Source organism: Sphingobacterium cavernae, assembly GCF_008520265.1.
GTDB classification, from domain to species: Bacteria; Bacteroidota; Bacteroidia; order Sphingobacteriales; family Sphingobacteriaceae; genus Sphingobacterium; species Sphingobacterium cavernae.
Genome location: NZ_VIQM01000076.1, coordinates 50,151 through 74,736, shown reverse-complemented (window position 1 = coordinate 74,736; position 24,586 = coordinate 50,151). Strand labels below are relative to the sequence as shown.

Sequence of the window (24,586 nt, the reverse complement as noted above, 5' to 3'; positions counted from 1 at the left end):
AAATCCAATTTTAGTTTATATGCAAAAATCAATACGTAATATTTTTTTGATTGCGGCAGCAATTGTAATGGGCAACGAAGCATCTGCTCAATTAACAACTCCGCATGCGGTAGGTTTACGTTTCGGATCTGCCTCGGGTATTAACTATCGTCATACCTTAGCGGAAGATAGAGCTGTGGAAGGTATTTTGAGTATACGAAGTAATTCTTCTTCAAGTACATTTCGATTAGTGGGGTTGTACCAATATCACAAAGAATTGCCGTTAAACAATTTTAGCTGGTATTATGGTTTTGGAGGAAGTATTGGTAACTATACCTATAAATCGTATACAAATAATCAAGGGGTGCAAATCCCGAAAAATTCTGAGTTATCATTAAGTATTGACGGTATAGTAGGTGTTGAATATAGTTTGCCATCTGCGCCAATTGCGCTGTCTTTGGATGTAAAGCCTTATTTTGATTTCGTACAAGAATCGACTATTCGTTTGTTTGATCCAATAGGATTTTCGATCCGATATAAGTTTTAAGTTTAAAACAATAATGGGTTTTCTAATCAGAAAACCCATTATTGTTTTATTATTATTTACAAGGACAACCAAATATCTCCTAATCGACGTTGCTCTTCTGTTGCATTAGCTATTCTTCGAATACTATATGACTTTTTGATGGATGGTATCAGTTGTACAGGAATTTCACGTATCAAACCATCTCGTGAAATAAGTATGTTTACGACATCATTTTCCTGACTGCGCGATATAAAATAATCTAGCGCTTTACCGTTTATTTCTATGCGATGTCCATTTATGGCAATCAGTTCGTCTCCCACATTTAATCCTGAAATCCAAGCTGCAGAATCACGATCTACGTTTCTAATTACCGTATGACCTTCATTACTTCCAATTTTTATACCTAAACTTTGGTGATCTTGATCTTCTGCATTATCAATTAATTCATAACCAACAGCATTGAAATATTGATTGTAGTCTACTTCCTCAGCACTGTGCGCAGCTGCGAATATTTCGCCTAATGCTACTCCAGTAACCTCTTCTGCTAAAGTGCGGAATTCATCTTCTTCAAAACCTCTGTTTTGAATCAAATAAAAATGTTCGTAAGCAGCTTTCATCACATCATCAAGACGCTTAGCACCTTTAGTTGCTGTTATAATTTTTAAATCAAGTGCTGCAGCATGCATAGCACCCTTATTATAATACGAAATAGCTACATTTTGTGAGTTTTCGTCTGGACGATATTGTTTAATCCATGTATCAAAGCTGGATGCGGCAGCACTTTGCAACAGATATCCAGGGCGATTGTATACGGTATTGAAATCTACAGCTAATTTTTGTAAGTATTCATTTTCATCAAAAAATCCACAACGGCGTATAATTAAATTATCATAATAGGAAGTAAATCCTTCAATAATCCAAAGACCAGTTGTGTAATTTTCCTTTTCATAATCAAAAGGTCCTAATTCAATCGGGCGAAGACGTTTCACGTGCCACAAGTGAAAATACTCATGGGCCACCAAACTCAAGTAATTTTTATAAGTGCTAGGCTGCGAATATCCAAAACGCGAGGCAGCGAGTATAGTAGAGTTCAAATGTTCTAGACCTCCGCTACCATTTTGGTAATTATGCGTGACGATCAAATAATAATCATTCGGATTGGTACCCCAAATTTTATTTTCTTCGCGTACAATCTTTGTGATATCTTCTGCTAACTGATCTTTGTCATAATCCGCTTCCCCGACCATTGCACATTCGTGCAAAATGCCATCTACGTCAAATGACCAAGTGTTTTGATTGCCAATTTCGATAGGAGAGTCGAATAGAATATCAAAATTTGGAGCATAATAAACATTATCTACTGCAACTTTTTGTAGTCCGGTAGAAATTTTACTCCAATTTTTGTGCAAATGTATTTTTACTGTAGTTTCAAGATCCAATTGCCCGTCCACATACATAAATGTTCCTACAGGACTCAGAAAAGCTCGAGAATCATCAATAAACGAAGTGCGAACTGAAACTTCAAATCCATAAACTGAATAGCTCACAGCTACTTTGTCGCTAGGTTCAAATACACGCCAAGTATTTTTAGAAATCTTCTGTACTTGCAAAGTTTGACCAAGATTATCTTTGGCTTGAAATCTCTCTACATTTTTGGAGTATTCTCGCACCAAATATGAACCAGGAGCCCATACAGGCATTTTGATGTCAATATATTCTTCATTTTGAAATCCTTCTGCCAACATTTTTACATCAACATAATGTGCTTGAGGTTCGGAAAAAGATAATTCGAAATGTATAGATTTTGCCATGCTTTGTGAACTTTAGAAAATTTAACCAAAGGTAGAATTAATGGAAAGGAGTTCAAAATATTAATAATAATACAATTTTGAATCGCTAAAACTCTACAAGGAATTATTATATTTGGGTGAGCAAACTTAAACTAAACACGGATAATGATATTAGTTGCGGATAGTGGGTCTTCGAGTTCAGATTGGATGTTGAATCTTCCTGACAGCAAGCCTTTATTTTTTAAGACAAAAGGATTAAACCCATTTTTTGTAAGTGAAAAGGAAATAGAAAGGGTCATGAAAGATGTGCCTGAGATTATTCCTTATTCACAAGAGATAAAGGAAGTCTACTTTTTTGGCGCAGGTAGTATTACCCCGGATCGCAGGGAAATTGTATCGAATGCTTTGACTACGCTTTTTCCAAACTCTTTTATTTCTGTCGAATCTGATTTGTTAGGTGCAGCTTATGCGACCTTGAAAAACTCAAAGGGGCTAATTGCAACATTGGGAACAGGATCAGACATCAGTTTTTATGATGGTCAGCATTTATTCCAAAGTCATCATGGGATCGGTTATGTCTTAGGGGATGAAGGTTCTGGTGCTTGGTTCGGTAAGAAATTAATTACCAGCTTTTTGTACGGTACTATGCCTCGAGATATTTCAAAAGCATTTGGTGAGAAATATCGATTGACTAAAGACGGTGTCATCCGAAATGTATATCAAAAGGAAAGACCAAATTCGTATTTAGCGTCATTTATTCCATTTATGTCCGAACATCGTGCACATCCGTATATAGAGAAATTACTGACAGAAGGATTTGACGAGTTTGTCCGTACGAATATTATGACATATCCCAATTATTGGGAATATACGGTAAATTTTGTAGGACGTGTGGCCTATACATTTGATATTCAAATCCGTCAGGTCTGTCAGATGCATGGCGTAAAAGTTGGCAAAATTCTTGCAAGCCCAATCTATGATTTGTTCGATTATGTGATCGAGCGCGAAACATCAAATAATTTTTCATATTAACAACATACAGATGATTACATTATTAATGCTTTTTAACATAATTTTTCCACCATCTTCGGTGTATGATTTTTCATTTAATTCTATCGATGGAAAAGAAGTTAAACTGTCACAATTTAAAGGCAAGAAATTATTATTGGTTAATACAGCCTCGAAATGCGGTTTTACAACACAATATAAAGATTTAGAAGAATTGCATAAGCAATACGGCAAAAGTCTCGTTATTATTGGTTTTCCAGCGAACAATTTTGGCAATCAAGAACCTGGAAGCAACGAAGATATTGCTGAATTTTGCGAACAAAATTATGGTGTTACCTTTTTGATTGCTGAAAAAGTTGATGTCAAAGGAGAAAACATTCATCCATTATTCAAATATCTTACAGCACAACCAAATCCAGATTTCACAGGTGATATAAATTGGAACTTCGAGAAATTTTTGATCGATGAGAAAGGGAAATTAATTCACCGTTACCGTTCCAAAATAAAACCTTTGGATCCAGTTATTGTCAATCAACTTTAAAACAACAAAGCCTTCGAAAAGATTCTCGAAGGCTTTGTTGTTTTATTTCTCTTCCAATATATAGTAACAATGTCTACATCTCGGTTCATAACTTTCTTTTTCACCTAATAGTACAACATCATTGTTTTTAGTAAATCTGTAGGAATAATTAGCTGGAGCTCCACATTTAACACAGACGGCATGTACTTTATATACATCTTCAGCGACAGCCATAATATTTGGCATAGGCCCAAATGGTCTTCCTTGATAGTCCATATCCAATCCTGCAACGATGACACGTACACCTCGGTTTGCCAGTTGGATACAGACGTTGGGTAATTCATCATCAAAAAATTGAGCCTCATCAATACCTACGACTTTAGCATCCCCACCCAATAATAAAATCGCGGAAGAATGTTCAACCGGCGTAGAAGGAATACTATTGCTATCGTGAGAAACCACTTCCTTCTCCGCGTAGCGAATGTCTATTGCAGGTTTGAATATCTCCACAGGTAATTTTGCAAACTGTGCTCTTTTCATACGACGAATCAGTTCTTCAGTTTTACCTGAAAACATAGACCCGCAAATCACCTCAATACTACCCACTTGTCTATCTCTTTGACTGAAATATTGTTCTGAAAAAAGCATATTTTTTATTGTAAAGGTAGATTCAATGAATAACTAAATAAATACAAATCAACCTGTGTTTGACGATACGAATATCGAAATAATATCCTATTTTTGAAGTATAAATAGTAGGATGAAACTAAAACCAAGTCATTATCAATTGGTTTTGTTTTCCACTTTGTATCGTAGCAACCACGTTTTCAAATTAAAATATCCATGGCAAAAACTAAAGGGCAATTATTCTCAAAAATCGATTATCTATTCGTAGATATTCAATCTCAATATAGTGAAATTAAAAAGTCGGGTGAAATTGATGCAGTAGAAGTGACACTTTTGGAAGCAAATTTAGCTTCTCTAGCCAAACATTTCGAGGCTTTAAAGATTCAAGCGCAAGCCAATACATCCGCAACAAGTCAAAACGTAGAATCGAGTAAAAATATTTTTACTCCACCTACGGAAATAAAGAAACCTGTTGATGATACACAAGAGGTGTTTGAAGAAATAGAGGAAGAACTTACTAAAACTCCAGTTGTTTCGGAAGAACCAAAACAATCTACTTTTGCTTTTGATGTGAAAGATATTACACCAGTGGTACCAAAGGAAGAGGATCCAATTGAATCAGCGGATGAAGTAGAGGATATTATAGAGTCAACACCATTAATTGAAGAAGAAGAGGAAGAAGTGGTTATACCTGTAACTGTTCCAGCAAAAGAAATCGTAGTTCCTGTTGCTGATACAGCTGTTGTTGAAGAGACAACTGCACGTCCATTATCTATTAATGAACTTATTAAGCAACAAAAACAGGCTGGTGTTAATGTGACTCAGCAATTTCAGACTTCACCTGCGAAAGAGAAAGTGTTGGATTTGAAAACTGCAGTAAGTTTGAATGATAAGTTGCTGTATATTAAAGATTTGTTTAATGGTTATAGTTTGGCTTACAGTGAAGCTATCGAGTTGTTGAATAGATTTGATTCATTTGCTGAAGCTGATGCATTTCTACAGACCAATTATGCGGTGAAGAATGGCTGGGCGGAGAAATCACAAACAGTAGATAAATTCTATACCTTATTACATAAGAAATTTGATATATAAAAAGTCAATATTCTATAAAACAAGAAAATCCTGTAAGTTAATAATTACAGGATTTTTTTATTATTGTACGTCAAACTTTACCCAAGCTGTACCGTCATGACCATATACAAAATATTTGGGTTGTAAGATCTCAGCTAATATTTCGGTGTCTTTTAGGAAAGTATCATCTCCCGAATTGAAATCACTTTCTTGTATAATGTAAATATGATTATTTTGATAAGCTCCACTAGATTTTATAAATACAGAATCTAGAACTTCAGCCAATTGACCATAAAGACTTTCATTGGATTGCAAAATAATAATACAGTCTGCGCCTTCTTCTAAATTTGAACTGTATCTACCTCCTGCAATTTTAATCTTTTCGGCTAAGACAGACGATGATAATGGAGAAAAATTATCTTCTTGATCCAACACTACTGCTTTGGGAAAATTATCCGCTGTCAGAAATTTTAATTTATGAATTATAATGTCTATTTCTTCCTCAAGATATTCTGCTTTGACAGTATCAATCTGTTTCAGATTAGAGATTATTTCTTGGTATTTTGTCATGCTGCAAATTTAAGCAAATAAGCTTATTCTCTTACTTATTTTGAACGCAAAACATGATTTCGTATTTTGGTCTAATAAAAAACAAGAGACTATGTTTGATAAATTATTCCAAGCGCAGCAAAAAGCGCAAGAAATCAAAGCGAGATTAGATAATATTTCGGTTTCAGGTGAAGCTGAAGGAGGGAAAGTACGTGTTATTGCGACGGCAAATAAGGAAATCAAAGAAGTCACGATCAGTGATGAACTTTTCGCTGAAGGCGATAAGGAGCAAATTGAGGACTTGTTGTTGGTCGCTTTGAATAAAGCTTTAGCGCAAGCTGAAAATGTAAGTCAGACTGAGATGGCTGCTGCTTCTCAAGATATGTTGGGTAGTCTGGGTGGTTTAGGAAATTTATTCGGAAAATAAAATAGACACTATGGCAAATCAAATTTCGGTCAGGTATTTAGGGCATGCATGTTTTGAATTTAATTTTAATGGTACTAAAGTATTACTTGATCCTTTTGTAACATATAATCCCTTAGCGAAAGACATTAAGGTGTCCGAACTAAATCCTGATTACATTTTCTTGTCGCATGCGCATGAAGATCATGTCGCGGATTTGGCTTCTATTCAGGCGCAATCTAATGCAACCGTAGCAGCTATTGTAGAAACTGCGGGATGGGTTAGAAAACAAGGAATATCAGATGATAAAGTTATAGAATTCAATTTTGGAGGTACTTTAAGTCTACCCTTTGGAAAAGTAAAAATGGTGTATGCTTTGCATACAAATTCTACTCCTGACGGCGCATATGGCGGTGCTCCTTGTGGATTTGTATTCTTCATTGGTGAGAAAAAAATATATTTTGCCGGCGATACAGCACTTACTTTGGAGATGAAATTGTTAGAAGATCTAAACTTGGATTGGGCATTCCTACCTATTGGTGGACATTACACGATGGATATGTATGATGCGGTCAAAGCTACTGATTTTATTAACTGTAAAAATGTCGTTGGCATGCATTACGATACATTTTCTCCCGTTACTATCGATACCAATGAAGCGAAGCATGTTTTCGCAAATGCCAATATCAATTTGAATTTATTGGAATTGGGGCAAACTATCGATTTATAAATCGTTATAATGCAATTATAAAGCATAAATGCCCAATCATTTGATTGGGCATTTATGCTTTATAAAACTAGTACTTTTATTATTGATTCGAATATCTATCAATGTGGAATTGTACTAAATCGTCAATTGGCGAACGTAAGATTTTACCTGTTTTCATACCGTATTGTGAAGCTTTTTCTTCCAATACATTACGGAAGTTGTAGCCAACAGATCCGATACAGTTGAAAGTATAATCTTGGTAATTAGGGTATTTACTCACTAAGTTTGCGAAAAATGCTTCGAAAGCATCATCAACAATTTTACGTGTGTATTCAATATTTACATTGTTGTCATAAACGAACTTACTGAAACTAGCACAAAAGCGGTTAGCCAAAGGCTTCGTATATACGCTGTCCATGATCTCGTCTTTAGACAATTTGTATGTATCGTAGAATGCTTTTGCAACATCTGTAGGCATTAAATCACGTACGAAATCAGTCAAAAGTTTTTTACCGATGTAAGAACCAGAACCTTCATCACCTAAGATGTATGCTGCAGAACTGATGTTATGTGTAATTTTGTCTCCATCATAGATACATGTGTTTGTACCTGTACCTAAGATCGCTGCAAAGCCTGTTTCTTTCCCCAAAAGAGCACGAGCGGCAGCTAATAAATCATGTCCGATTTCAATCTTTGCATTAGGAAATAATACACGAAATGCATCCGATACAATTTTAGCTTTCTCATCATTATGTACCCCTGCACCATAATAATTTACTTCTTTAATATTTTCTAGAGGCAAATCATTGGGCAATCCTTTTTTTAGAGAACTAACGATGTAGTCGCTGTCAACGAAATAAGGGTTATAGCCCTCAGTGTTAAAATAGATTTTCTTTTGATTATCATCTAATAGGCACCAATTGGTTTTGGTTGATCCTCCATCTGCAATAATGATCATTATTAGTTTATTTTAGTATAGTTATTCAAAATTATATCTTTCGAAGATACATTTTTATTCCAATAATCAATAGGGTTTATAAATTTTATTTTTAATAAGTTTTTAAATAATGTTAAAAAACCGCCTTGTTTCTCATTAAAAGCGGTTTTTTTATTTTCTTACTTAGTGTAGAAAGTACAATTAGTTTACTCCTTAATGACTACTTGAACCCTCAATATGTTCAATATCTATATTTTGCTTTTTCAAAAATCCCTTAACTAAAATAGCGAAAAAAATAATATAGGCGAATCCTAATACAGCAACTATATAAGAATTGTGAATACCAATAATGTCTGCTAACTTACCTTGGATAGGTGGGATAATCCCTCCACCAAGTATCATCATTACCAAAAATGCAGAACCTTGCTCTGTGTATTTGCCAATTCCCACAATAGATAAAGAGAAGATAGAACCCCACATGATTGAACACGCAAGACCACCTGTTAAAAACGAATAGATAGCGACTGTACCTGTAGTTAATAACCCTACAATTATCGCTAGTAATCCCAGTGAACCAAAAATCACCAAAGTCGCTACAGGTTTTTCTTTACTTATAAAAAAGGCTATCACTTGAATGGCAATACAAATAACAAAGAAGTATAAATGTGACATGTCGAAACCAGCAACTGTGTTTACGGAAATTACTACACAAAATGCGATAAAGGGCACAATTGCTGTCAATATTTTCTTGGTTGAGCTAGCGAAATTGAATGCCGTAACCGCACCTGCCCAACGTCCAATCATCATTCCTCCCCAATACATAGATATATAAGGTGTGATTTCAGAAGATTGAAGACCGCCAAATTCATCTAAAGTCAGCAATTCACCCAAATTACTTCCAATAGAAACCTCGATACCAACGTAGATAAATAAGGCAAGCATACCCAGTACCAATTGTGGGTATTTCATTGCACCCCAGCCTTCAGGCGATTTCTGTGCTTTCCCGTAAGCGAATAAAAGTGATCCAATTACAGCTACCAAAGCCCCAAATAGTAGAGCCATACGCTGTAACTCCATTGGGTGTGCTAGCTCTTTGACCTGAGTTTTAAGATTCTCAATAATAGAAGAATCAGTAGCAGCCTTTATTTGTGCATTCAGTTGTTCCACTTGTAGCGCGGTTTCACTTTTGTAACTCAAAAATACAGGAGTAAAGAATAAGGCTAGAAGGATAGTCATGACTATTAATGTCTTTTTAGCCTTCGAAGCGCCTTCCATAGGTTCATTATTGATACCTGGAGGTACTTTTTTTGAAAAATTAAATAGACCCGCCGCGAATATGAACAATAATCCTACAGCAATATATAAGTAGATAACTTTATTTAAGGGTAGGTTGGAAATTTCGGAATCTGAAATCGGTTCAAATGTGCTGAATAATGCGTAACCAATCACTAGTGGACCAATTGTCGTACCAAATGAATTGACTGCACCTCCAAGATTCACACGTGAAGCTCCTGTTTTGGGATCGCCTAATAGTACGGCAAATGGGTTGGCAGCCGTTTGTTGCAATGAAAATCCTAGTGCAACAATAAATAAGCCAATCAACATACCTAAGTACACATTCACCTCTACGGCTATAATCATTGCTGCAGCGCCTAATGCACTAAACAACAATCCGTATACTATGCTTTTTTTGTAGCCCCATTTACCTACTAAATCTCTTCCAGAGATCGTTCCGACAATAAATAAAGCTAAAGCACCTATATAATAAGCGCTATAAAACGCAAAGTCAATCAATTGCGATTGAAATTGATCCAAATGAAAATAATTTTTACAAAATGGGATAAAGATACTGTTTCCAGCAGCTATAAATCCCCAAAAGAAGAACACTACTATAAGTGTGTAGAGTGCTGGATAATTGGTAGGCTTATTACTTTGGCTCATAATTTTATTTTTATGAAATATATTTTCGATGTAAACGTATGAAAAAAATAATTATTATTATAATTGATAAAACAATTTAGTAGGTATAAAAATGCACATTTTTTTAAATCAATTATTATTTTATTACTTTTTTTTTGAAAATTCAAATGTAATGGTTTTCTTTGTACATTCTCAAATTTATCCTAGTTCATAATTTATCTATTTCGAAAATCAGTTTAGAGATTGTGAGCAAGTCAAATTTTCAAACCCTTTATAAAGGTATTGTGAATAAATAGGTTAGATTTCAAATTAAAAATCCAAAAAGATATAATCATAATTCAATATTAATGAATATCAACGAATTGAATTCAAAGCTCGTGTCCGAATTGCGCGAGATAGGAAAGGTGTTAGGTATTGTAGACGTAGAAAAACTTCGTAAACAAGAACTCATCGACAAAATTTCAGAGATTGCTCAACAATCAAACACTGAAGATAAGAAAGTGGATGTAGAAGAACCCATAGGAGTAGAGTCTGAACATTCGCCTAGAAAAAGAACTAGAACGTTAAAAACAGAGCCTATTGCGGTAACTAAAAGAGTGAGAACAGAAGAAGAAACTTCTCCTATTACTTCCGAAAACACTCCTAAACTTCCAGTTTCGCAACCAACTTCTGCAGAGCAACCAGCAGAACCTAAGAAGGTTGAGACATCGTCTTCCAATACAGATTTCGATAATGTAATTGTCAATGAAGGTGTCTTAGAAATTATGCCTGATGGATATGGTTTCTTACGTTCATCGGATTATAATTATTTGACGTCACCTGATGATATATACGTATCACAATCGCAAATCAAATTGTTTGGTCTGAAGACTGGTGATAACGTAAGAGGATCTATCCGTCCTCCCAAAGAAGGAGAAAAATATTTCCCATTGGTTCGCATAGAGTCAATAAATGGTCAAAATCCTGCAGAAATCAGAGATCGCGTCCCTTTTGACTTTTTGACGCCATTATTCCCGGATGAGAAATTGAACTTAGATTTAGGTTCTAATAATTATTCAACTCGTATAATGGATTTGTTTACACCAATTGGTAAAGGACAGCGTGGTCTTATCGTTGCGCAACCAAAAACAGGTAAAACAAACTTATTAAAAGAAGTAGCAAATGCTATTGCAAAAAACCATCCAGAGGTTTATTTGATTATTTTATTAATCGATGAGCGTCCGGAAGAGGTTACAGATATGGCAAGATCAGTACGTGCTGAGGTAGTTTCATCTACATTTGATGAGCCTGCTGACAGACACGTGAAAATTGCAAATATCGTCTTGGAAAAAGCAAAACGTATGGTAGAATGTGGTCATGATGTGGTAATCTTATTGGATTCGATTACGCGTTTGGCTCGTGCATATAATACTGTTGCACCTGCATCGGGTAAAATTTTATCAGGTGGTGTGGATGCTAATGCTTTGCATAAGCCAAAACGTTTCTTTGGTGCGGCACGTAACATCGAGAACGGTGGATCATTGACGATTTTAGCAACAGCATTGACAGATACAGGCTCTAAAATGGATGACGTTATCTTTGAAGAATTCAAAGGAACGGGTAACATGGAGCTTCAATTGGACCGTAAGTTGGCGAATAAACGTTTATTCCCTGCTATCGATTTGACAGCATCATCTACACGTCGTGATGATTTGTTGATGGACAAAGAAGCATTGCAACGTTTATGGGTGTTGAGAAATCACTTGTCAGACATGAATTCTACTGAAGCAATGGAATTCTTATTGCAACAATTGCGTGGAACACGGTCAAACGAAGAGTTTTTGATGAGTATGAATGGATAATTCATATTAAATTGATATTTTTAAGCCGTCTAATAAATAGACGGCTTTTTTGTTATTAGTGATGAAGAAATATATACCAAATACGATTACATCTTTGAATTTGTTTAGTGGATGTATCGGCATATTGATGGTTTTGAAGGGGGATTATCTTACAGCTTTCTATTGTGTATTAGCATCTGGAATCTTTGATTTCTTTGACGGAATGGTAGCACGTTTACTAAAGGTGAAATCACTTATAGGTAAGGAATTGGATTCTTTGGCGGATGTGATTAGTTTTGGATTCTTGCCTGGAACAATTCTGTATACTATGCTGAGAGAAGTTAGTTCGTCAGAATATGTGCCTTATCTAGGTTTTGTGGTAACAATATTTTCGGCATTGCGATTAGCAAAATTCAATATAGACGAGCGCCAAACTTCTGACTTTATCGGTGTGAATACACCTATGAATACATTTTTAATTGTGTCGTTGCCTTTTATTGGCGAGATTGCACCAAATATTATTTATAACCAATTTCTATTATTGGGAATAACATTAATTACAAGTATTTTATTGGTGTCTGAGCTCAAACTTTTCTCCATGAAGTTGAATTCAATAAAATGGGAACTCAATAAGTTCAAATATTTATTTCTTATAGTGTCACTTATATTGGTTGTCTCACTTGAGATTCTAGCTATACCAATAATTTTTTTACTGTATATCCTATTTTCGGTCTTGCATTTTAGAAGTGAAAGGGCTGTCTAATTGGTTTCCAGAATGATATGTTTGATTTGGTCTACCCAGATTTTTACAAACGCTGCACACTCATAATTTTCTTCGTTTGCAAATTGTATCATAGTCTCGTATAATGTATTGTACATTTCTCCGTATTCCGGAAAATAGCCATATACATCTTTAAAGTCATTGACGATGTCGATAATGTGACAATGTGTGTCGTATTCAATGAATTTGATGTGGTAAATTTTATTGGTAATAATTGGCGATTTTTCTTCCTCATATCCATTTAAAATAAATACATCGCATTGTTTCTCAAATCGATTTCGTATTGATTTTAATTCATTGAGTATAATTGATCGTTTTTCAATTAGATGTTCATAAATCGTAATAAGTTCTTCCTGAACTTCGGCCGCTTTTGAGATAATTGCCATATTTTACTAGATTGATGTGTAAAATCAATAAACAATATAACAATTAAAATTGTTTTCTAAAAGCTTGATTTTTAAATAATTGATTAATAACTGTAACTAAAGCTAAATGTAGGGCTGATGCGATTGTTGACGCGTATGTCATTGATGTATGTTCCTAAGATACTAAACGTAAATAATGGCTCGTTGTATTTGAATAAATTGAAGTCAAAATTTAATCCTGCGCTGAGTGATTTTGGAGCCAATGAGCTGTCGTGTACATTCAAATAATCAACTGAAAATTGGCCATGAATACGTTTAACATAAGCGAATTGTCCAACCGAAAAATCTGGGTACATCAATGGTAAGCGGTAATCGAATAATAATGTGTTCTTCACTAGAAAGTTCGGTAGGTAACTAAATCCGTCAACCAAAGGTATATCGTATGATCTGTCAAAAACACCTTTAGATTCTTGTGCGCTGAAGCGTGCTTGGAAGCTATGATTAAGAAATAGGCCAGGAAAATAGAAGTTCGTTCTAATCGCCCACGATTGATTGTTGCCTTTTTCAAATGGCATATGACGATAAATGAAATTGAAGTTTTGCCCCCATCGCGGCGCTAAATCCATCACACTAAGCATAGTATTTTTATTAAAATACGCTTGATAATTTAATGGAAATCGAATTTGATCTTGAAAATTACGAAGCGTATTTAAGCTCAAATCATATCGTTTAATATAGTATGTGCCAAAATTGACGCCATACGAATACACTTTATTGCCTCTGTAAATACTGAATGGGAGTTGAATGTCTGCTGTGATTTGGTGGTATCTGAAATCAAACCGCAAACTATCTTTGCCGCTTGAGCTTTTGGCTACACCATAATTACCAGAGTTTTTGTATCTGATATTAAATTTTGGATAATAACGCTGATAAGTTAAATCAGCTAAATAGGAATTCTGCTTTAACTCGACTTCTCTTTCATATCCTAATTTAACTTTAGTAGTGTTGAGAAGATCGTTAGAAAGCCAATAAATTCCAGGTTTATAATTGTCAAAACTTTCAAAATCGTTTGCACTAAGTGTTAAACTGTGAAAGTTAAGGCTATTTTTAAGTATTCCATACGGTTTAATTTCAGTAGCGTAATCACGATTATTACGCGTTGTGTCGATTTGTACATTGTTTTGTGTGGCAAATAATGTCTCTGCGCGCGTGAAAGTCGTTTCTTTGAATGGAATATCTGCGACATTTATATTATTTATTTTGTGACCTTTTACCGTGAAATCATTAAACCACAGCTGTCCATCGGTGTAATATGGGTTAAATGCACCGAATTTACTTTCTGTTATCTGCGCTAATTTCCCAGATTTGAGTATGTAAATATTGTCTTTGCCGTCTTGGTTCGCTTTGAAAATAATATTGTTTTCAGCATAAATAGGGCGTTCTAATTGTAAGTTTGACCATGTGAGAAGCTCTGTGATTTCTTTGGTTTGTAAGTCAATTTCAATTAGGTTAGTGCCTTTGGCGTTCACAGCTATGGCAACAATTTTAGTGGATTTATCGTTGAAATAAGGTTGTTGAATATGCATGCCTATAGGTATTGGGATACTGTCAATTTTGTCTCCTGATGTCACGTCTAGGAGTGCAATGGAGCTCTCATTATTCAAATTAACCTCTATACAAGCTATCGTTTTTAAGTCATCTGATAGGACGGGCGTGTAGTATCTAAAGTTCTTGGTAATGGTTTTTTTGGTGTTCGTATGTGTGTCAAATACATTAATTACATTGTATGTTTGTTTAGAAAAACGAGCATCTTTTCGGTATTCATCCCAGGTAATTAGGTGTTTTTTTAAGTGAAAATAGGGCATGATTTGCGTACCAAATTTCACGACTTCCTTGTATTCTTGCGCTGAGGTTTGGTCAAATTTTACGATTCGTGCTGTGCGTTGATTGTTTCTCTGAAGGGTAAAAACTGTACTGTTTTCTACTTGTGGTAACAAGTAATCGGTAGGATATTTGTCATCAAATGTTATAGGGTTGGGCAGATTAGAAATATTGGTTTCACTCCATTTTTGTGATAAGTTAGCTATCGTTTTATCAAAAATTCCACTTGCTTTTGTACCGTAATATTTCTTCAATGCACGTTGAAAATTGAATGGTAGAAGCAATTTTTCGTTCATTTCTTCGTAAATTTTGGCGTTTATTTTCGAGTCTTTTTCATGCATTTCACTGTTCATGAAATAACCAATTGTGTAGTAACTTGGTACAATATCTTTGAATGATCCGTGAATATATTTGTTGAAATTATATTGTTTACTAGACAAAATATTTGTTCTTAATTCCATGTCCCAAGAGCTTAATCTCCCTCTTCCGCCATTGGAAAAAAGCGTTTCATGTAGGGTTGCATCTCCTTCATAAAACCAGGATGGAAGGTTAATTCCGAAGAGAGCCATGGCTAAAAGTTCACCGAAGGGTCGCCTAATCTTTCCTGTCAATTTGTCAAATTGTGTTACGTGTTGCAACTCATGGAGTGCTAAATTTGGTAGCCATTCTTGGTTGTCTGCAACGCCAGATGGCGTGGAGAAAAACTCTGTTTTCCGTGGTGCGAGTTGGACAAAGCCATTCTGAAGTATATGATTTTGCTGTAAAATAATATTTATTTTTTTTGGTTTTTCTTCCAGTGCATTAGCACTGAATTTTAAGTATTGTTCTATTTGGTTGGCAAGGGTAGGAGCTGATTTATTGTATTCTTGTGGAAAAATTAATCTAAAATTCTCGGTGTTAATTTGATTCCATCTTACCCTAAAGTGGGGTTGTGAATTGTCAAATATTTGAGCTTTACTAATTGGTGAATATAAGCTTGATATTAGTGTTGATAATATGTTGATAATTATATGTTTATTTATGTTAAATTGACTCATGTAGATTGTTTGCTAAATATTTTAGTATTAAAATAGGTTTTTATGTAATTTGATAGTTTGTTTAATTTAGTATAACTAATTGATAATATTTGATTTATGTATACTTAAAATGTTTTAATTCTGATTGTTCTTTAGGACTTAAAAAGTCTTTTTTACATAATCCCAAACCATTCAATATATTTCATATTACACTCTACTAAAGTACATTATTTTTTTAAATATTTCCTTTATTACATTATGGTTTTAAAATGGTTAGATAGAAGGAAGAAGCTGTTGTATTTTTTGTAGTAATACTAGGTTCTGTATCTGTCAAAGTTTTTTTGCGAATTAATTTATAATACCTTTTACTTTATGAAAATTGCGTTTAAAATTTGAAGGTATTATTATGTCCTTTAGTGTTGATTTTAAATTGCTGCTGTACGGATTTTGGAGACTAGTATATTTAAAAATTGTACTGTCATAATGGCTGAATTTTATTTTCTGGGTTTTAACGATTCACGAAAAAAATATTATATATTCTGCTAGAAAAAAGCGACTTTTGCAACGAACTAAAGTCAGTCAACCAATGTAGGGATATAATTTTCGGAGGAGCAATATGGAAGAATTGGAAATGAAAGTTACGCAAGTGGAGCAGTTAATAGAGGATAATAATCTTCTAGAACTTGCGGAATATCTGAACGAACAAAATATTTCTGATGTCGAAGAATTGATAGACGAACTTCCCGAACATGGTGCTCTCTTCCTTGAAATTTTAGACCTCAACCGAGCGGTTAATGTTTTCCGAATTTTAGACTTCCCTACCCAAGAACGTATCTTCAAAAAACTTCCAGCAAATAAAGTCCGTGAGATATTAAACGTAATGCCTCCCGATGATCGAACGTCTTTTTTGAGTGAGTCGAAAGGTGATGTTGTGAAACGTCTAATTACCTTACTTACCCCAGATGAGCGAAAGGAAGCTTTGTCTTTGTTGGGGTACCCAGAAGATAGTGTGGGAAGGTTGATGACGCCGGACTATATCACGGTAAAACAACATTGGACAATCACACGAATTTTGGATCATATCCGTCGCTACGGAAGTGCGTCGGAAACCATTGATGTATTGTATGTGATTGATGCGGATGGAAAGCTGATTGACGATATTCGAATCAAAGATATTTTGCTGGCTTCACCTGATGCGCAAGTTGGGGATTTGATCGACAACCGAATGATCTCTTTAAACGCGAACGATCCACAAGAAGAAGCGGTCACAATTTTTCGTATGAACAATCGTGTGGCTTTGCCAGTGATCGATGAGCAAGGGATCATGTTGGGGATTGTGACGATCGATGATATCCTTTGGGTAGCAAACGAAGAGTACACGGAAGATATGCAACGCTTCGGGGGTACGGAGGCGTTGGATGAGCCTTACTTGGATGTGTCAATTATGCACTTAGTCAAAAAGCGTGCGGGTTGGCTAATTGTTTTATTTTTGGGACAATTGTTGACAGCTTCTGTTATCAGTCATTTTGAGACGCAATTGGCAAGCGCTATTGTGTTATTTGCTTTAATGCCATTGATTATGTCTAGCGGCGGTAACAGTGGCTCACAAGCGTCGACATTGATTATTCAGGCAATGGCTATGGGAGAGGTTACACTGATAGATTGGTGGCGTGTAATGCGAAGAGAAATATTGACTGGATTGATTCTTGGACTTATTCTTGGAATCTTAGGTTTTATTCGAATTGCAACATGGCAAATGTTTTCGGAGGTTTACGGCGAATATTGGATTTTGATTGGGTTAGTAATTAGCTTCTCTTTAGTATGTGTAGTTTTATGGGGATCGTTGACAGGTTCCATGCTTCCATTCTTGTTACGTAAGCTTGGTGCCGATCCGGCAAGTTCGTCCGCTCCATTTGTATCCACATTAGTCGATGTTACGGGCTTGATTATATACTTTACATTCGCCACATTGCTTTTAAAAGGTGTTTTGTTGTAAAATATTCTTATTGGGAATGAATGAGTTGTAAAAAACCTTAAAAAAATGTTTGGAGAACTCTTAAAATCTTCCGATAATTGCATCACCGAAACGGAAACGAAGTAGGTTGAATTCTTCCTTAGCTCAGCTGGTTAGAGCATCTGACTGTTAATCAGAGGGTCCTTGGTTCGAGCCCAAGAGGGAGAGCAAAAAAAGTCCAGTGTCGTTAGGACTTTCAAGTGTGAAAACTTGACATCATGATTTAACCAGAAACTGTAAAGTTTCAAATTCTTCCTTAGCTCAGCTGGTTAGAGCATCTGACTGTTAATCAGAGGGTCCTTGGTTCGAGCCCAAGAGGGAGAGCAAAATTAAAGCCTTCAATTTTTTGAAGGCTTTTTTGCTTTATACAAATTTATATTCCAATTTTACATTCTGTGCTTTGTACGGTATTGTTTTGGAGATAATGACATTTGTTTTTTAAATAATCGTGAAAAATAGTAGGGATCTTCTATTCCTATGTTTTTGCAAATTTCTTTCATAGAAAGTTTAGAAAAGTAAAGGTATTGACAAGCTATTTGAATTTTCAATCTCAAAAAATACTGAATGGGCGAATAGCCTGTTTGTTCTCTGAAAAGTTGAGAATAATGGGTAACAGAATAATTGGTCAAATTTGCTAATTCTTTGATTGATACTTTTTGATCTACATTTTTCTTCATATAGGTTATCGACTGATAGATTCTATTTTTTTCATTTTCGAGCTCATCTTTTTTTCTATGAATAAATAATGAAATAAGTTGTAACAACTTCACATGTAAGAATTCTATGCTGTAAGTTGTCAAATCATGATCTGTTAGTGCGAGCAATTCTTCAAAAAGTTTAATCCTTGTGGGATCAAATGGTGTTTCGACTACATTTCCCTTATATTCCTCTTTGTAGCGGGAATACAAACAGTCACTGTAATGACCACTAAAGTGAATCCAATATATACTCCATGGATTGTTTAATGAGCTTCCATATTTGTGGCTTATATTCTTTGGTAATATGATGTATGTATTTGCCTTTAGGTTGTAAAATTCTTTTTCTAGCACAATATAACCTTCACCTTCTGTACAGTATAGCAAAATGTACTCATCACAACCACTTTGTCTAAATCTTTCATGCGAAAGCGCTCTCGGGTATAATCCTATGGCTGTGAAATAGAGATTTTGTGAAAAGATGTTATGCATTAGTTTTGAAATTTCAGTAGTTGTCAAAATTTGCATCTTTTGACCAATAAAGCCTTCTTCTATTTTAATTTTCGAATTCTTAGTTTTGTCCATTTTTGGTTTACCAATGGTTGTTTTTAATAGGTTTAATCGTAAGATAGTATATTTATTTCTTTTTATTATCTATTTTTTGATGATAATAACCTCTTAATTTTACTTTACCAATCATAAATCTATATGACCTATGAAAAATGATGATTATAACAACAGCTATATCCTAGCTATATCTTTTATTTCCGCTCTTGGGGGATATCTTTTCGGATTTGATTTTGCTGTAATATCTGGCGCATTACCATTTTTGAGAATCGTATTTGAGTTGGACGCTTGGTGGGAAGGCTTTTTGACAGGATCTCTTGCGCTAGGATGTATTGTAGGTTGTCTTATTGCTGGAAAATTATCAGATCAATATGGTCGTAAATCTGGACTTTTCTGTGCTGCTTTGCTATTTGCTATTTCCTCCTTTGGAATGGGTATAGCTCCTGATTTGGAGATTTTTGTATTAATGCGTTTTTTGTCTGGAATTGGTGTAGGGATGGCTTCCATGCTGAGTCCAATGTATATAGCTGAAATATCACCAGCGCATGTTAGAGGGCGAAATGTTGCCATTAACCAACTAACTATCGTAATAGGTATATTAATCACGAATCTTGTAAATTATAAACTCTCAGGTCTTGGAGAAGATTCATGGCGTTGGATGTTTGGGTTAGGTGTGGTTCCTTCTTTGTTGTTTTTGATTGGTATCGTTTGGTTGCCTGAGAGTCCGCGTTGGCTGATTGCTAAAGGCAGGGTAGAAGAAGCTAGAGCTGTATTGCTTCGATTTGGAAATTCAACCGTCGTTGATAAAACAATGGTTGAAGTGGTGCAGTCAAATAAAGAAGCTTCGCCAATTTCCTTTAAAGAAGTTTTGCACAAAAGTGTTCGACCTGCAGTGGTAGTTGGAGTTACTTTGGCGATCTTTCAGCAATTCTGCGGAATAAATGTTGTGTTCAATTATACCTCAACAATCTTTGAGAGCATAGGTGCTTCCTTGGATCAGCAGTTATTCGAAACTGTATCGATTGGGATAGTTAATTTGTTATTCACTCTTGTCGCTATGTGGCAAGTAGATCGTTTAGGAAGAAGGCCATTGATGCTGATAGGTTCTTTAGGATTGGCAATCACATATGTTGTGTTGGCATTTCTACTCCAAAATCAATTAAGTTCTGTTATGGTTTCCATTTTTGTGCTTTTGTCTATAAGTGTGTACGCCACCTCTCTTGCGCCTGTAACATGGGTATTAATTTCTGAAATATTTCCAAATCGGGTACGAGGTATGGCTACTTCGTTAGCTATGGTCGCACTTTGGTCAGCCTATTTTATATTGGTTTTTACCTTCCCGATATTAGCCGAAAAATTAGGTACGTATGGGCCATTTTATCTGTACGCTGGTATTTGTGTGTTCGGTTTTGTGTTTGTATTGCGTAAAGTCAAAGAGACCAAAGGACAGACACTAGAGGAATTAGGAGGAAATTTTAGACATTAAGCTAGAGACTATTATTATGGAAAATGCTGTAAATATTTGGACAGAAAATATTGTAATTCCAACATATGGGGTTGGAACGCCCGATAAAAATCCAATGTTCTTTGAGAAAAGAGTGTATCAAGGAAGTTCGGGAGTCGTATATCCAAATCCTGTAATTGAAAAAATTGAAGATATAAAAGAAGATAAAGAGTATTTAGGGTTATTTTTAGAAAATAAGTATCTCAAAATTCTTGTACTCCCTGAGTTGGGTGGGCGCGTGCAAATGGCGTACGACAAAATTCGGAATAGGCATTTCATTTATTACAATCAAGTAATCAAACCAGCGTTGGTTGGTCTTGCGGGTCCATGGATTTCGGGAGGTATTGAATTCAATTGGCCACAACACCATAGACCTTCTACATTTCAGCCTATCGATTATGATATTGAAATCAATGAGGATGGAAGCAAGACCGTGTGGGTTAATGAAATTGAGAAGATGTTTGGAACAAAAGGCATAGCTGGTTTTACGCTTTATCCAGACAAGGCCTATTTAGAGATTAAGGCACAATTGTACAATCGCACGCCTATTCCACAAACATTTTTGTGGTGGGCAAATCCAGCAGTAAAAGTGAATGACGATTATCAATCCGTATTTCCGCCCGATGTCAATGCTGTATTTGACCATGGAAAGCGTGATGTTTCAGATTTTCCAATTGCGACTGGGGTGTATTACAAAGTAGATTATTCGCCAGGTACTGATATTTCGCGCTACAAAAATATTCCAGTACCAACGTCCTATATGGCCATCAATTCGAAATATGATTTTATGGGTGGCTATGAGCACGATACTAAAGCCGGTGTATTGCATGTTGCAAATCATCATGTTAGTCCAGGAAAGAAACAGTGGACTTGGGGAAATGGTGATTTTGGAATTGCGTGGGATAGAAATTTGACCGATGAGGATGGTCCATATATCGAACTAATGACAGGTATGTATACGGATAATCAGCCTGATTTTAGTTGGCTAAATCCGTATGAAGAGAAAACTTTTACGCAGTGTTTTTTGCCTTATGCCGAATTGGGATTAGTAAAAAATGCTACAAAAGACCTCTTGTTGAATGTCGAATTAAATAATCAGCAAGCTGAAATAAAAGTTTATGCGACTTCAGCATTTGAAAACCTGACTCTTCAGTTTTTTATTGATGAGAATCTGATTCACGAAGAAAATTTTAATGTCAATCCGGAGCAGGTATTTTCTGCTCAATTTGATTTAACCCAGAATCTAAATTCATCAAAATATTCTGTCAAAATCCGCGATACGCAAAAGGTTTTGTTGGAATATCAATATGATGTTAATGCTATCTCTAATGAATTACCTTCTCCAGCAAAGGCAGCATTGAAACCTTCAGAAGTTGAAAATAATGAACAGCTCTATCTTACAGGATTACATCTGGAACAATATCGTCATGCGACTTACAATCCAATAGAATATTACCAAGAGGCATTGGATCGCGATCCAAAGGATGTACGTTGTAATAATGCTTTGGGTTTGTGGTATCTGCGAAGAGGGAAATTTGAAACCTCTATTCCTTATTTCGAAAAAGCTATTGAAACTTTAATTTCTCGTAATCCAAATCCGTATGACAGTGAACCTTATTACAATCTTGGTTTAGCTTGTAAAGCTGTAGGGAATTTACAAAAAGCGTATGACTCATTCTATAAAGCGATTTGGACTAGTCAGTGGCAGGATGTAGGATACTTCTCTCTAGCGCAGATTGATATTAGTAACGAAAAATATGAAGAAGCATTGGATCACATTTCCAAATCGCTGGATAGAAATGCTAATAACGGCAAGGCGTATGTGCTCAAATCCTTTTTGTTACGAAAATTACATAGACAACAAGATGCCTTATTAGTAGTAGAGGAGGCACTTCGAAGGGATCGTTTCAATTTGGGGGCATTGTTCGAAAAGATGAATGTACTTGCTGCGCAAAATAAAACTCAGGAATCACAAAATTGTCGAAACAAAATTATCTTCTTATCACGCAATAAAGGTAATAATATGCTTGCCTATGCTAGAGATTATGCGGATGCTGGATTATATACGGAAGCTACGAACTTCATTGAATTATTGGATTCGGAATGTCGCACGCCATTGACCGAATATTATCGAGCATACTATGCGCATAAATTGGATGATAATGAACTGAGTGATTTTTATTTGAATAATGCTTTTAAACAAGATTCTTATTTGTGTTTTCCAAATGATGTAAACGATATTGCTGTTCTTGAAAATGCTATACAACATAATAATCAGGATCATTTAGCACCTTATTATTTGGGTAATCTTTGGTACGATAAAAGGCAATATGAGGATGCAATTTTTAATTGGGAAGAGTCTGTAAAGATTTGTTCTACTTTTCCTACAGCTTATCGCAATCTCGGTATCGCTTACTTTAATAAAAGAGGAAATCAAGAGAAGGCGATCGAATTTTATGAGAAAGCTTTTGCTTTAGATAAGTCTGATGCGCGTGTGCTAATGGAATTGCATCAATTGTACAAGCGTGTGAATAGAAGTCCTAGCGAAAGATTACAACTTTTGGAAGAAGAGTTCACAGTCGTAGTGGAACGTGACGATCTGTATATGGAATATCTTTCGTTACATAATTTTTTAGGTGCTCCTAAGAAAGCATATTCGCTCATTATGGCTCGAAAATTTCATCCTTGGGAAGGTGGAGAAGGAAAAGTAACTGCTGAATATGTAAATGCGTTGGTTGAACTTGCGAAATCAGCTATTAAAAATAATGAATACACAGCAGCTTTGGAACTTTTGGCCAAGACGCAAAAATTCCCAGAGAATCTTGGTGAAGGTAAGTTGTATGGTACGCATGATAATGATGTGTTTTATTGGACGGGAAAAGCATATGAAGGCTTGAATGAAGAATCGCTTTCCAAAGAAAATTATACAAGAGCAACTTTAGGGTTGCGTGAACCTTCGGCAGCTATTTTCTATAACGATCAGCAACCTGACAAAATATTTTATCAAGGACTTGCGCTACATGCTTTAGGAGAAAAGAGCGAAGCTCAAGCAGTTTTTTCTAATCTAATCAATTACGGAGAGCAACATATGCAGGACGTCGTTGAAATAGATTATTTTGCTGTATCGTTGCCGAATATGATGACTTTTGATGATGACTTGAATCTAAGAAACAAAATCCATTGTTTATATATTCTTGGATTAGGGCAGTTGGGATTAGGCCAAATTCAAGGAGCAAAAGCATTGTTTGGAGAGGTTCTAATGTTGGATCAGCAACATTTTGGAACAAAGATTCATTTGGCTATGGCTAACGAATATGCATAAACATTAGCCCTTCCAGATTAAAGGGCTAATGTTTATGAACTTAATCAGTGAATTTATTCGTACAACTGTTGTAAATTTCTTTTATAGCCGAAACTTTGGTATTGAATTCCGAAATGGTGATTTTTGAACCATCACAGGTATATCCAAATTGTGGGGGGATGGTATTGCACGCTGGACACATTGTCATTGTAAAAAAGATTTTTTGTCCTTCGTAACTTCCTGAATATAAATTTACTTCTAGCTTATCTTTCTCCTCACATCGGAGTTCACTTTTTAAGCGTTCTTTCATTTCTTGATGACAAAGGATTTCTGTTGTATTTTCTTTGGACTTTTTGCAACCTAAAAACAATACAAGTGTAATTAAGAATAATAGAATACGCATAATGGTGTCTTGGTTAGTTAACTTTAGAGCTACAACGAAAATAAAAACAATGATGCTACAATTTAAAATTTTGCTAATCAAATTGTAAATCTTACCAAAATCTTATTAGTAAGCGAATTATATTGATGATGCCATCAACTTTATTTAAGTTTGTTTTTTAGAAGCTATTATTGTTTTGATCAGGTAAATCTTATTCTTCC

The 24,586-nt window shown here is 35.2% G+C and carries 20 protein-coding genes and 2 tRNA genes; 13 read left to right on the top strand and 9 right to left on the bottom strand.

From position 1 onward, the window contains the following. The first annotated feature begins 19 nt into the window (after nucleotides 1-19). Nucleotides 20-526, top strand: a complete 507-nt coding sequence (locus tag FLS47_RS14520) for a hypothetical protein (protein WP_149915077.1) — start codon at nucleotides 20-22, stop codon at nucleotides 524-526. Between the two features lie 56 nt (nucleotides 527-582). Here FLS47_RS14520 and FLS47_RS14515 read toward each other — a convergent pair whose 3' ends face one another. Further along, complete coding sequence (locus FLS47_RS14515) at nucleotides 583-2,316, bottom strand: M61 family metallopeptidase (protein ID WP_149915076.1); 1,734 nt, start codon at nucleotides 2,314-2,316, stop codon at nucleotides 583-585. 144 nt (nucleotides 2,317-2,460) lie between these two features. Here FLS47_RS14515 and FLS47_RS14510 point away from each other — a divergent pair, with 144 nt between their 5' ends. After that, on the top strand, nucleotides 2,461-3,327 hold the full coding sequence (locus tag FLS47_RS14510) for an N-acetylglucosamine kinase (RefSeq protein ID WP_149915075.1): 867 nt from the start codon (nucleotides 2,461-2,463) through the stop codon (nucleotides 3,325-3,327). A gap of 10 nt (nucleotides 3,328-3,337) precedes the next feature. Further along, entirely contained in the window at nucleotides 3,338-3,844 is a 507-nt protein-coding gene (locus tag FLS47_RS14505; RefSeq protein WP_149915074.1) for a glutathione peroxidase, read from the top strand. 42 nt (nucleotides 3,845-3,886) lie between these two features. On the opposite strand, the gene FLS47_RS14500 is transcribed toward FLS47_RS14505, so the two are convergent. Further along, a complete protein-coding gene (locus FLS47_RS14500) occupies nucleotides 3,887-4,471 on the bottom strand; it encodes a thymidine kinase (RefSeq protein WP_149915073.1) in 585 nt (194 codons plus the stop codon). A 195-nt stretch (nucleotides 4,472-4,666) separates the two neighbouring features. On the opposite strand from FLS47_RS14500, the gene FLS47_RS14495 reads away from it, so the two are divergent. After that, nucleotides 4,667-5,542 (top strand): hypothetical protein, encoded by an 876-nt coding sequence (locus tag FLS47_RS14495; RefSeq protein WP_149915072.1) that lies wholly within the window; start codon nucleotides 4,667-4,669, stop codon nucleotides 5,540-5,542. Nucleotides 5,543-5,602: 60 nt separating this feature from the next. Here the strand turns inward: FLS47_RS14495 and FLS47_RS14490 are convergent, their stop codons facing one another. Continuing rightward, the gene (locus FLS47_RS14490; RefSeq protein WP_149915071.1) at nucleotides 5,603-6,091 is read right to left on the bottom strand and encodes an ABC transporter substrate-binding protein; all 489 of its coding nucleotides are present in this window, start codon (nucleotides 6,089-6,091) and stop codon (nucleotides 5,603-5,605) included. A 91-nt stretch (nucleotides 6,092-6,182) separates the two neighbouring features. On the opposite strand from FLS47_RS14490, the gene FLS47_RS14485 reads away from it, so the two are divergent. Further along, nucleotides 6,183-6,497 (top strand): YbaB/EbfC family nucleoid-associated protein, encoded by a 315-nt coding sequence (locus FLS47_RS14485; protein WP_149915070.1) that lies wholly within the window; start codon nucleotides 6,183-6,185, stop codon nucleotides 6,495-6,497. Nucleotides 6,498-6,507: 10 nt separating this feature from the next. After that, nucleotides 6,508-7,203, top strand: a complete 696-nt coding sequence (locus FLS47_RS14480; protein ID WP_188347445.1) for a metal-dependent hydrolase — start codon at nucleotides 6,508-6,510, stop codon at nucleotides 7,201-7,203. A 79-nt stretch (nucleotides 7,204-7,282) separates the two neighbouring features. On the opposite strand, the gene FLS47_RS14475 is transcribed toward FLS47_RS14480, so the two are convergent. Next, the gene (locus tag FLS47_RS14475; protein WP_149915069.1) at nucleotides 7,283-8,140 is read right to left on the bottom strand and encodes an N-acetylglucosamine kinase; all 858 of its coding nucleotides are present in this window, start codon (nucleotides 8,138-8,140) and stop codon (nucleotides 7,283-7,285) included. 192 nt (nucleotides 8,141-8,332) lie between these two features. After that, nucleotides 8,333-10,060, bottom strand: coding sequence for an MFS transporter (locus FLS47_RS14470; protein WP_149915068.1), 1,728 nt, complete (start codon nucleotides 10,058-10,060; stop codon nucleotides 8,333-8,335). 326 nt (nucleotides 10,061-10,386) lie between these two features. Between FLS47_RS14470 and rho the strand changes: the two genes are divergently transcribed. Then, a complete protein-coding gene (rho, locus tag FLS47_RS14465) occupies nucleotides 10,387-11,880 on the top strand; it encodes a transcription termination factor Rho (protein ID WP_149915067.1) in 1,494 nt (497 codons plus the stop codon). Between the two features lie 61 nt (nucleotides 11,881-11,941). Further along, on the top strand, nucleotides 11,942-12,622 hold the full coding sequence (pssA, locus tag FLS47_RS14460) for a CDP-diacylglycerol--serine O-phosphatidyltransferase (RefSeq protein WP_149915066.1): 681 nt from the start codon (nucleotides 11,942-11,944) through the stop codon (nucleotides 12,620-12,622). Here pssA and FLS47_RS14455 read toward each other — a convergent pair. After that, nucleotides 12,619-13,026 carry a hypothetical protein gene (locus FLS47_RS14455; protein ID WP_149915065.1) on the bottom strand — a complete coding sequence of 136 codons (408 nt, stop codon included), beginning with the start codon at nucleotides 13,024-13,026 and terminating at the stop codon, nucleotides 12,619-12,621. The genes pssA and FLS47_RS14455 overlap by 4 nt on opposite strands. An 83-nt stretch (nucleotides 13,027-13,109) precedes the next feature. After that, complete coding sequence (locus FLS47_RS14450; protein WP_149915064.1) at nucleotides 13,110-15,923, bottom strand: hypothetical protein; 2,814 nt, start codon at nucleotides 15,921-15,923, stop codon at nucleotides 13,110-13,112. 595 nt (nucleotides 15,924-16,518) lie between these two features. Between FLS47_RS14450 and mgtE the strand changes: the two genes are divergently transcribed. From mgtE to FLS47_RS14435, 3 genes are all read left to right on the top strand, one after another. Further along, nucleotides 16,519-17,898, top strand: a complete 1,380-nt coding sequence (mgtE, locus tag FLS47_RS14445) for a magnesium transporter (protein ID WP_149915063.1) — start codon at nucleotides 16,519-16,521, stop codon at nucleotides 17,896-17,898. 112 nt (nucleotides 17,899-18,010) lie between these two features. Beyond that, nucleotides 18,011-18,084, top strand: a tRNA-Asn gene (locus FLS47_RS14440). A gap of 82 nt (nucleotides 18,085-18,166) precedes the next feature. Then, nucleotides 18,167-18,240, top strand: a tRNA-Asn gene (locus tag FLS47_RS14435). Nucleotides 18,241-18,302: 62 nt separating this feature from the next. Here FLS47_RS14435 and FLS47_RS14430 read toward each other — a convergent pair. Beyond that, nucleotides 18,303-19,196 carry an AraC family transcriptional regulator gene (locus FLS47_RS14430; protein ID WP_149915062.1) on the bottom strand — a complete coding sequence of 298 codons (894 nt, stop codon included), beginning with the start codon at nucleotides 19,194-19,196 and terminating at the stop codon, nucleotides 18,303-18,305. Nucleotides 19,197-19,326: 130 nt separating this feature from the next. Between FLS47_RS14430 and FLS47_RS14425 the strand changes: the two genes are divergently transcribed. Both FLS47_RS14425 and FLS47_RS14420 read left to right on the top strand, forming a co-directional pair. Continuing rightward, nucleotides 19,327-20,664: a sugar porter family MFS transporter gene (locus tag FLS47_RS14425; RefSeq protein ID WP_149915061.1), complete on the top strand. Its 1,338-nt coding sequence runs from the start codon at nucleotides 19,327-19,329 to the stop codon at nucleotides 20,662-20,664. Between the two features lie 16 nt (nucleotides 20,665-20,680). Then, entirely contained in the window at nucleotides 20,681-24,004 is a 3,324-nt protein-coding gene (locus FLS47_RS14420; protein WP_149915060.1) for a DUF5107 domain-containing protein, read from the top strand. Nucleotides 24,005-24,044: 40 nt separating this feature from the next. On the opposite strand, the gene FLS47_RS14415 is transcribed toward FLS47_RS14420, so the two are convergent. Next, nucleotides 24,045-24,386, bottom strand: coding sequence for a hypothetical protein (locus FLS47_RS14415; RefSeq protein WP_149915059.1), 342 nt, complete (start codon nucleotides 24,384-24,386; stop codon nucleotides 24,045-24,047). Nucleotides 24,387-24,586: the final 200 nt, after the last annotated feature.

Excerpts from the sequence above, each read along its gene's own strand:
- FLS47_RS14520 (WP_149915077.1), top strand. The coding sequence starts at position 20 with ATGCAAAAATCAATACGTAATATTTTTTTGATTGCGGCAGCAATTGTA.
- FLS47_RS14515 (WP_149915076.1), bottom strand. The coding sequence starts at position 2,316 with ATGGCAAAATCTATACATTTCGAATTATCTTTTTCCGAACCTCAAGCA.
- FLS47_RS14510 (WP_149915075.1), top strand. The coding sequence starts at position 2,461 with ATGATATTAGTTGCGGATAGTGGGTCTTCGAGTTCAGATTGGATGTTG.
- FLS47_RS14505 (WP_149915074.1), top strand. The coding sequence starts at position 3,338 with ATGATTACATTATTAATGCTTTTTAACATAATTTTTCCACCATCTTCG.
- FLS47_RS14500 (WP_149915073.1), bottom strand. The coding sequence starts at position 4,471 with ATGCTTTTTTCAGAACAATATTTCAGTCAAAGAGATAGACAAGTGGGT.
- FLS47_RS14495 (WP_149915072.1), top strand. The coding sequence starts at position 4,667 with ATGGCAAAAACTAAAGGGCAATTATTCTCAAAAATCGATTATCTATTC.
- FLS47_RS14490 (WP_149915071.1), bottom strand. The coding sequence starts at position 6,091 with ATGACAAAATACCAAGAAATAATCTCTAATCTGAAACAGATTGATACT.
- FLS47_RS14485 (WP_149915070.1), top strand. The coding sequence starts at position 6,183 with ATGTTTGATAAATTATTCCAAGCGCAGCAAAAAGCGCAAGAAATCAAA.
- FLS47_RS14480 (WP_188347445.1), top strand. The coding sequence starts at position 6,508 with ATGGCAAATCAAATTTCGGTCAGGTATTTAGGGCATGCATGTTTTGAA.
- FLS47_RS14475 (WP_149915069.1), bottom strand. The coding sequence starts at position 8,140 with ATGATCATTATTGCAGATGGAGGATCAACCAAAACCAATTGGTGCCTA.
- FLS47_RS14470 (WP_149915068.1), bottom strand. The coding sequence starts at position 10,060 with ATGAGCCAAAGTAATAAGCCTACCAATTATCCAGCACTCTACACACTT.
- rho (WP_149915067.1), top strand. The coding sequence starts at position 10,387 with ATGAATATCAACGAATTGAATTCAAAGCTCGTGTCCGAATTGCGCGAG.
- pssA (WP_149915066.1), top strand. The coding sequence starts at position 11,942 with ATGAAGAAATATATACCAAATACGATTACATCTTTGAATTTGTTTAGT.
- FLS47_RS14455 (WP_149915065.1), bottom strand. The coding sequence starts at position 13,026 with ATGGCAATTATCTCAAAAGCGGCCGAAGTTCAGGAAGAACTTATTACG.
- FLS47_RS14450 (WP_149915064.1), bottom strand. The coding sequence starts at position 15,923 with ATGAGTCAATTTAACATAAATAAACATATAATTATCAACATATTATCA.
- mgtE (WP_149915063.1), top strand. The coding sequence starts at position 16,519 with ATGGAAGAATTGGAAATGAAAGTTACGCAAGTGGAGCAGTTAATAGAG.
- FLS47_RS14430 (WP_149915062.1), bottom strand. The coding sequence starts at position 19,196 with ATGGACAAAACTAAGAATTCGAAAATTAAAATAGAAGAAGGCTTTATT.
- FLS47_RS14425 (WP_149915061.1), top strand. The coding sequence starts at position 19,327 with ATGAAAAATGATGATTATAACAACAGCTATATCCTAGCTATATCTTTT.
- FLS47_RS14420 (WP_149915060.1), top strand. The coding sequence starts at position 20,681 with ATGGAAAATGCTGTAAATATTTGGACAGAAAATATTGTAATTCCAACA.
- FLS47_RS14415 (WP_149915059.1), bottom strand. The coding sequence starts at position 24,386 with ATGCGTATTCTATTATTCTTAATTACACTTGTATTGTTTTTAGGTTGC.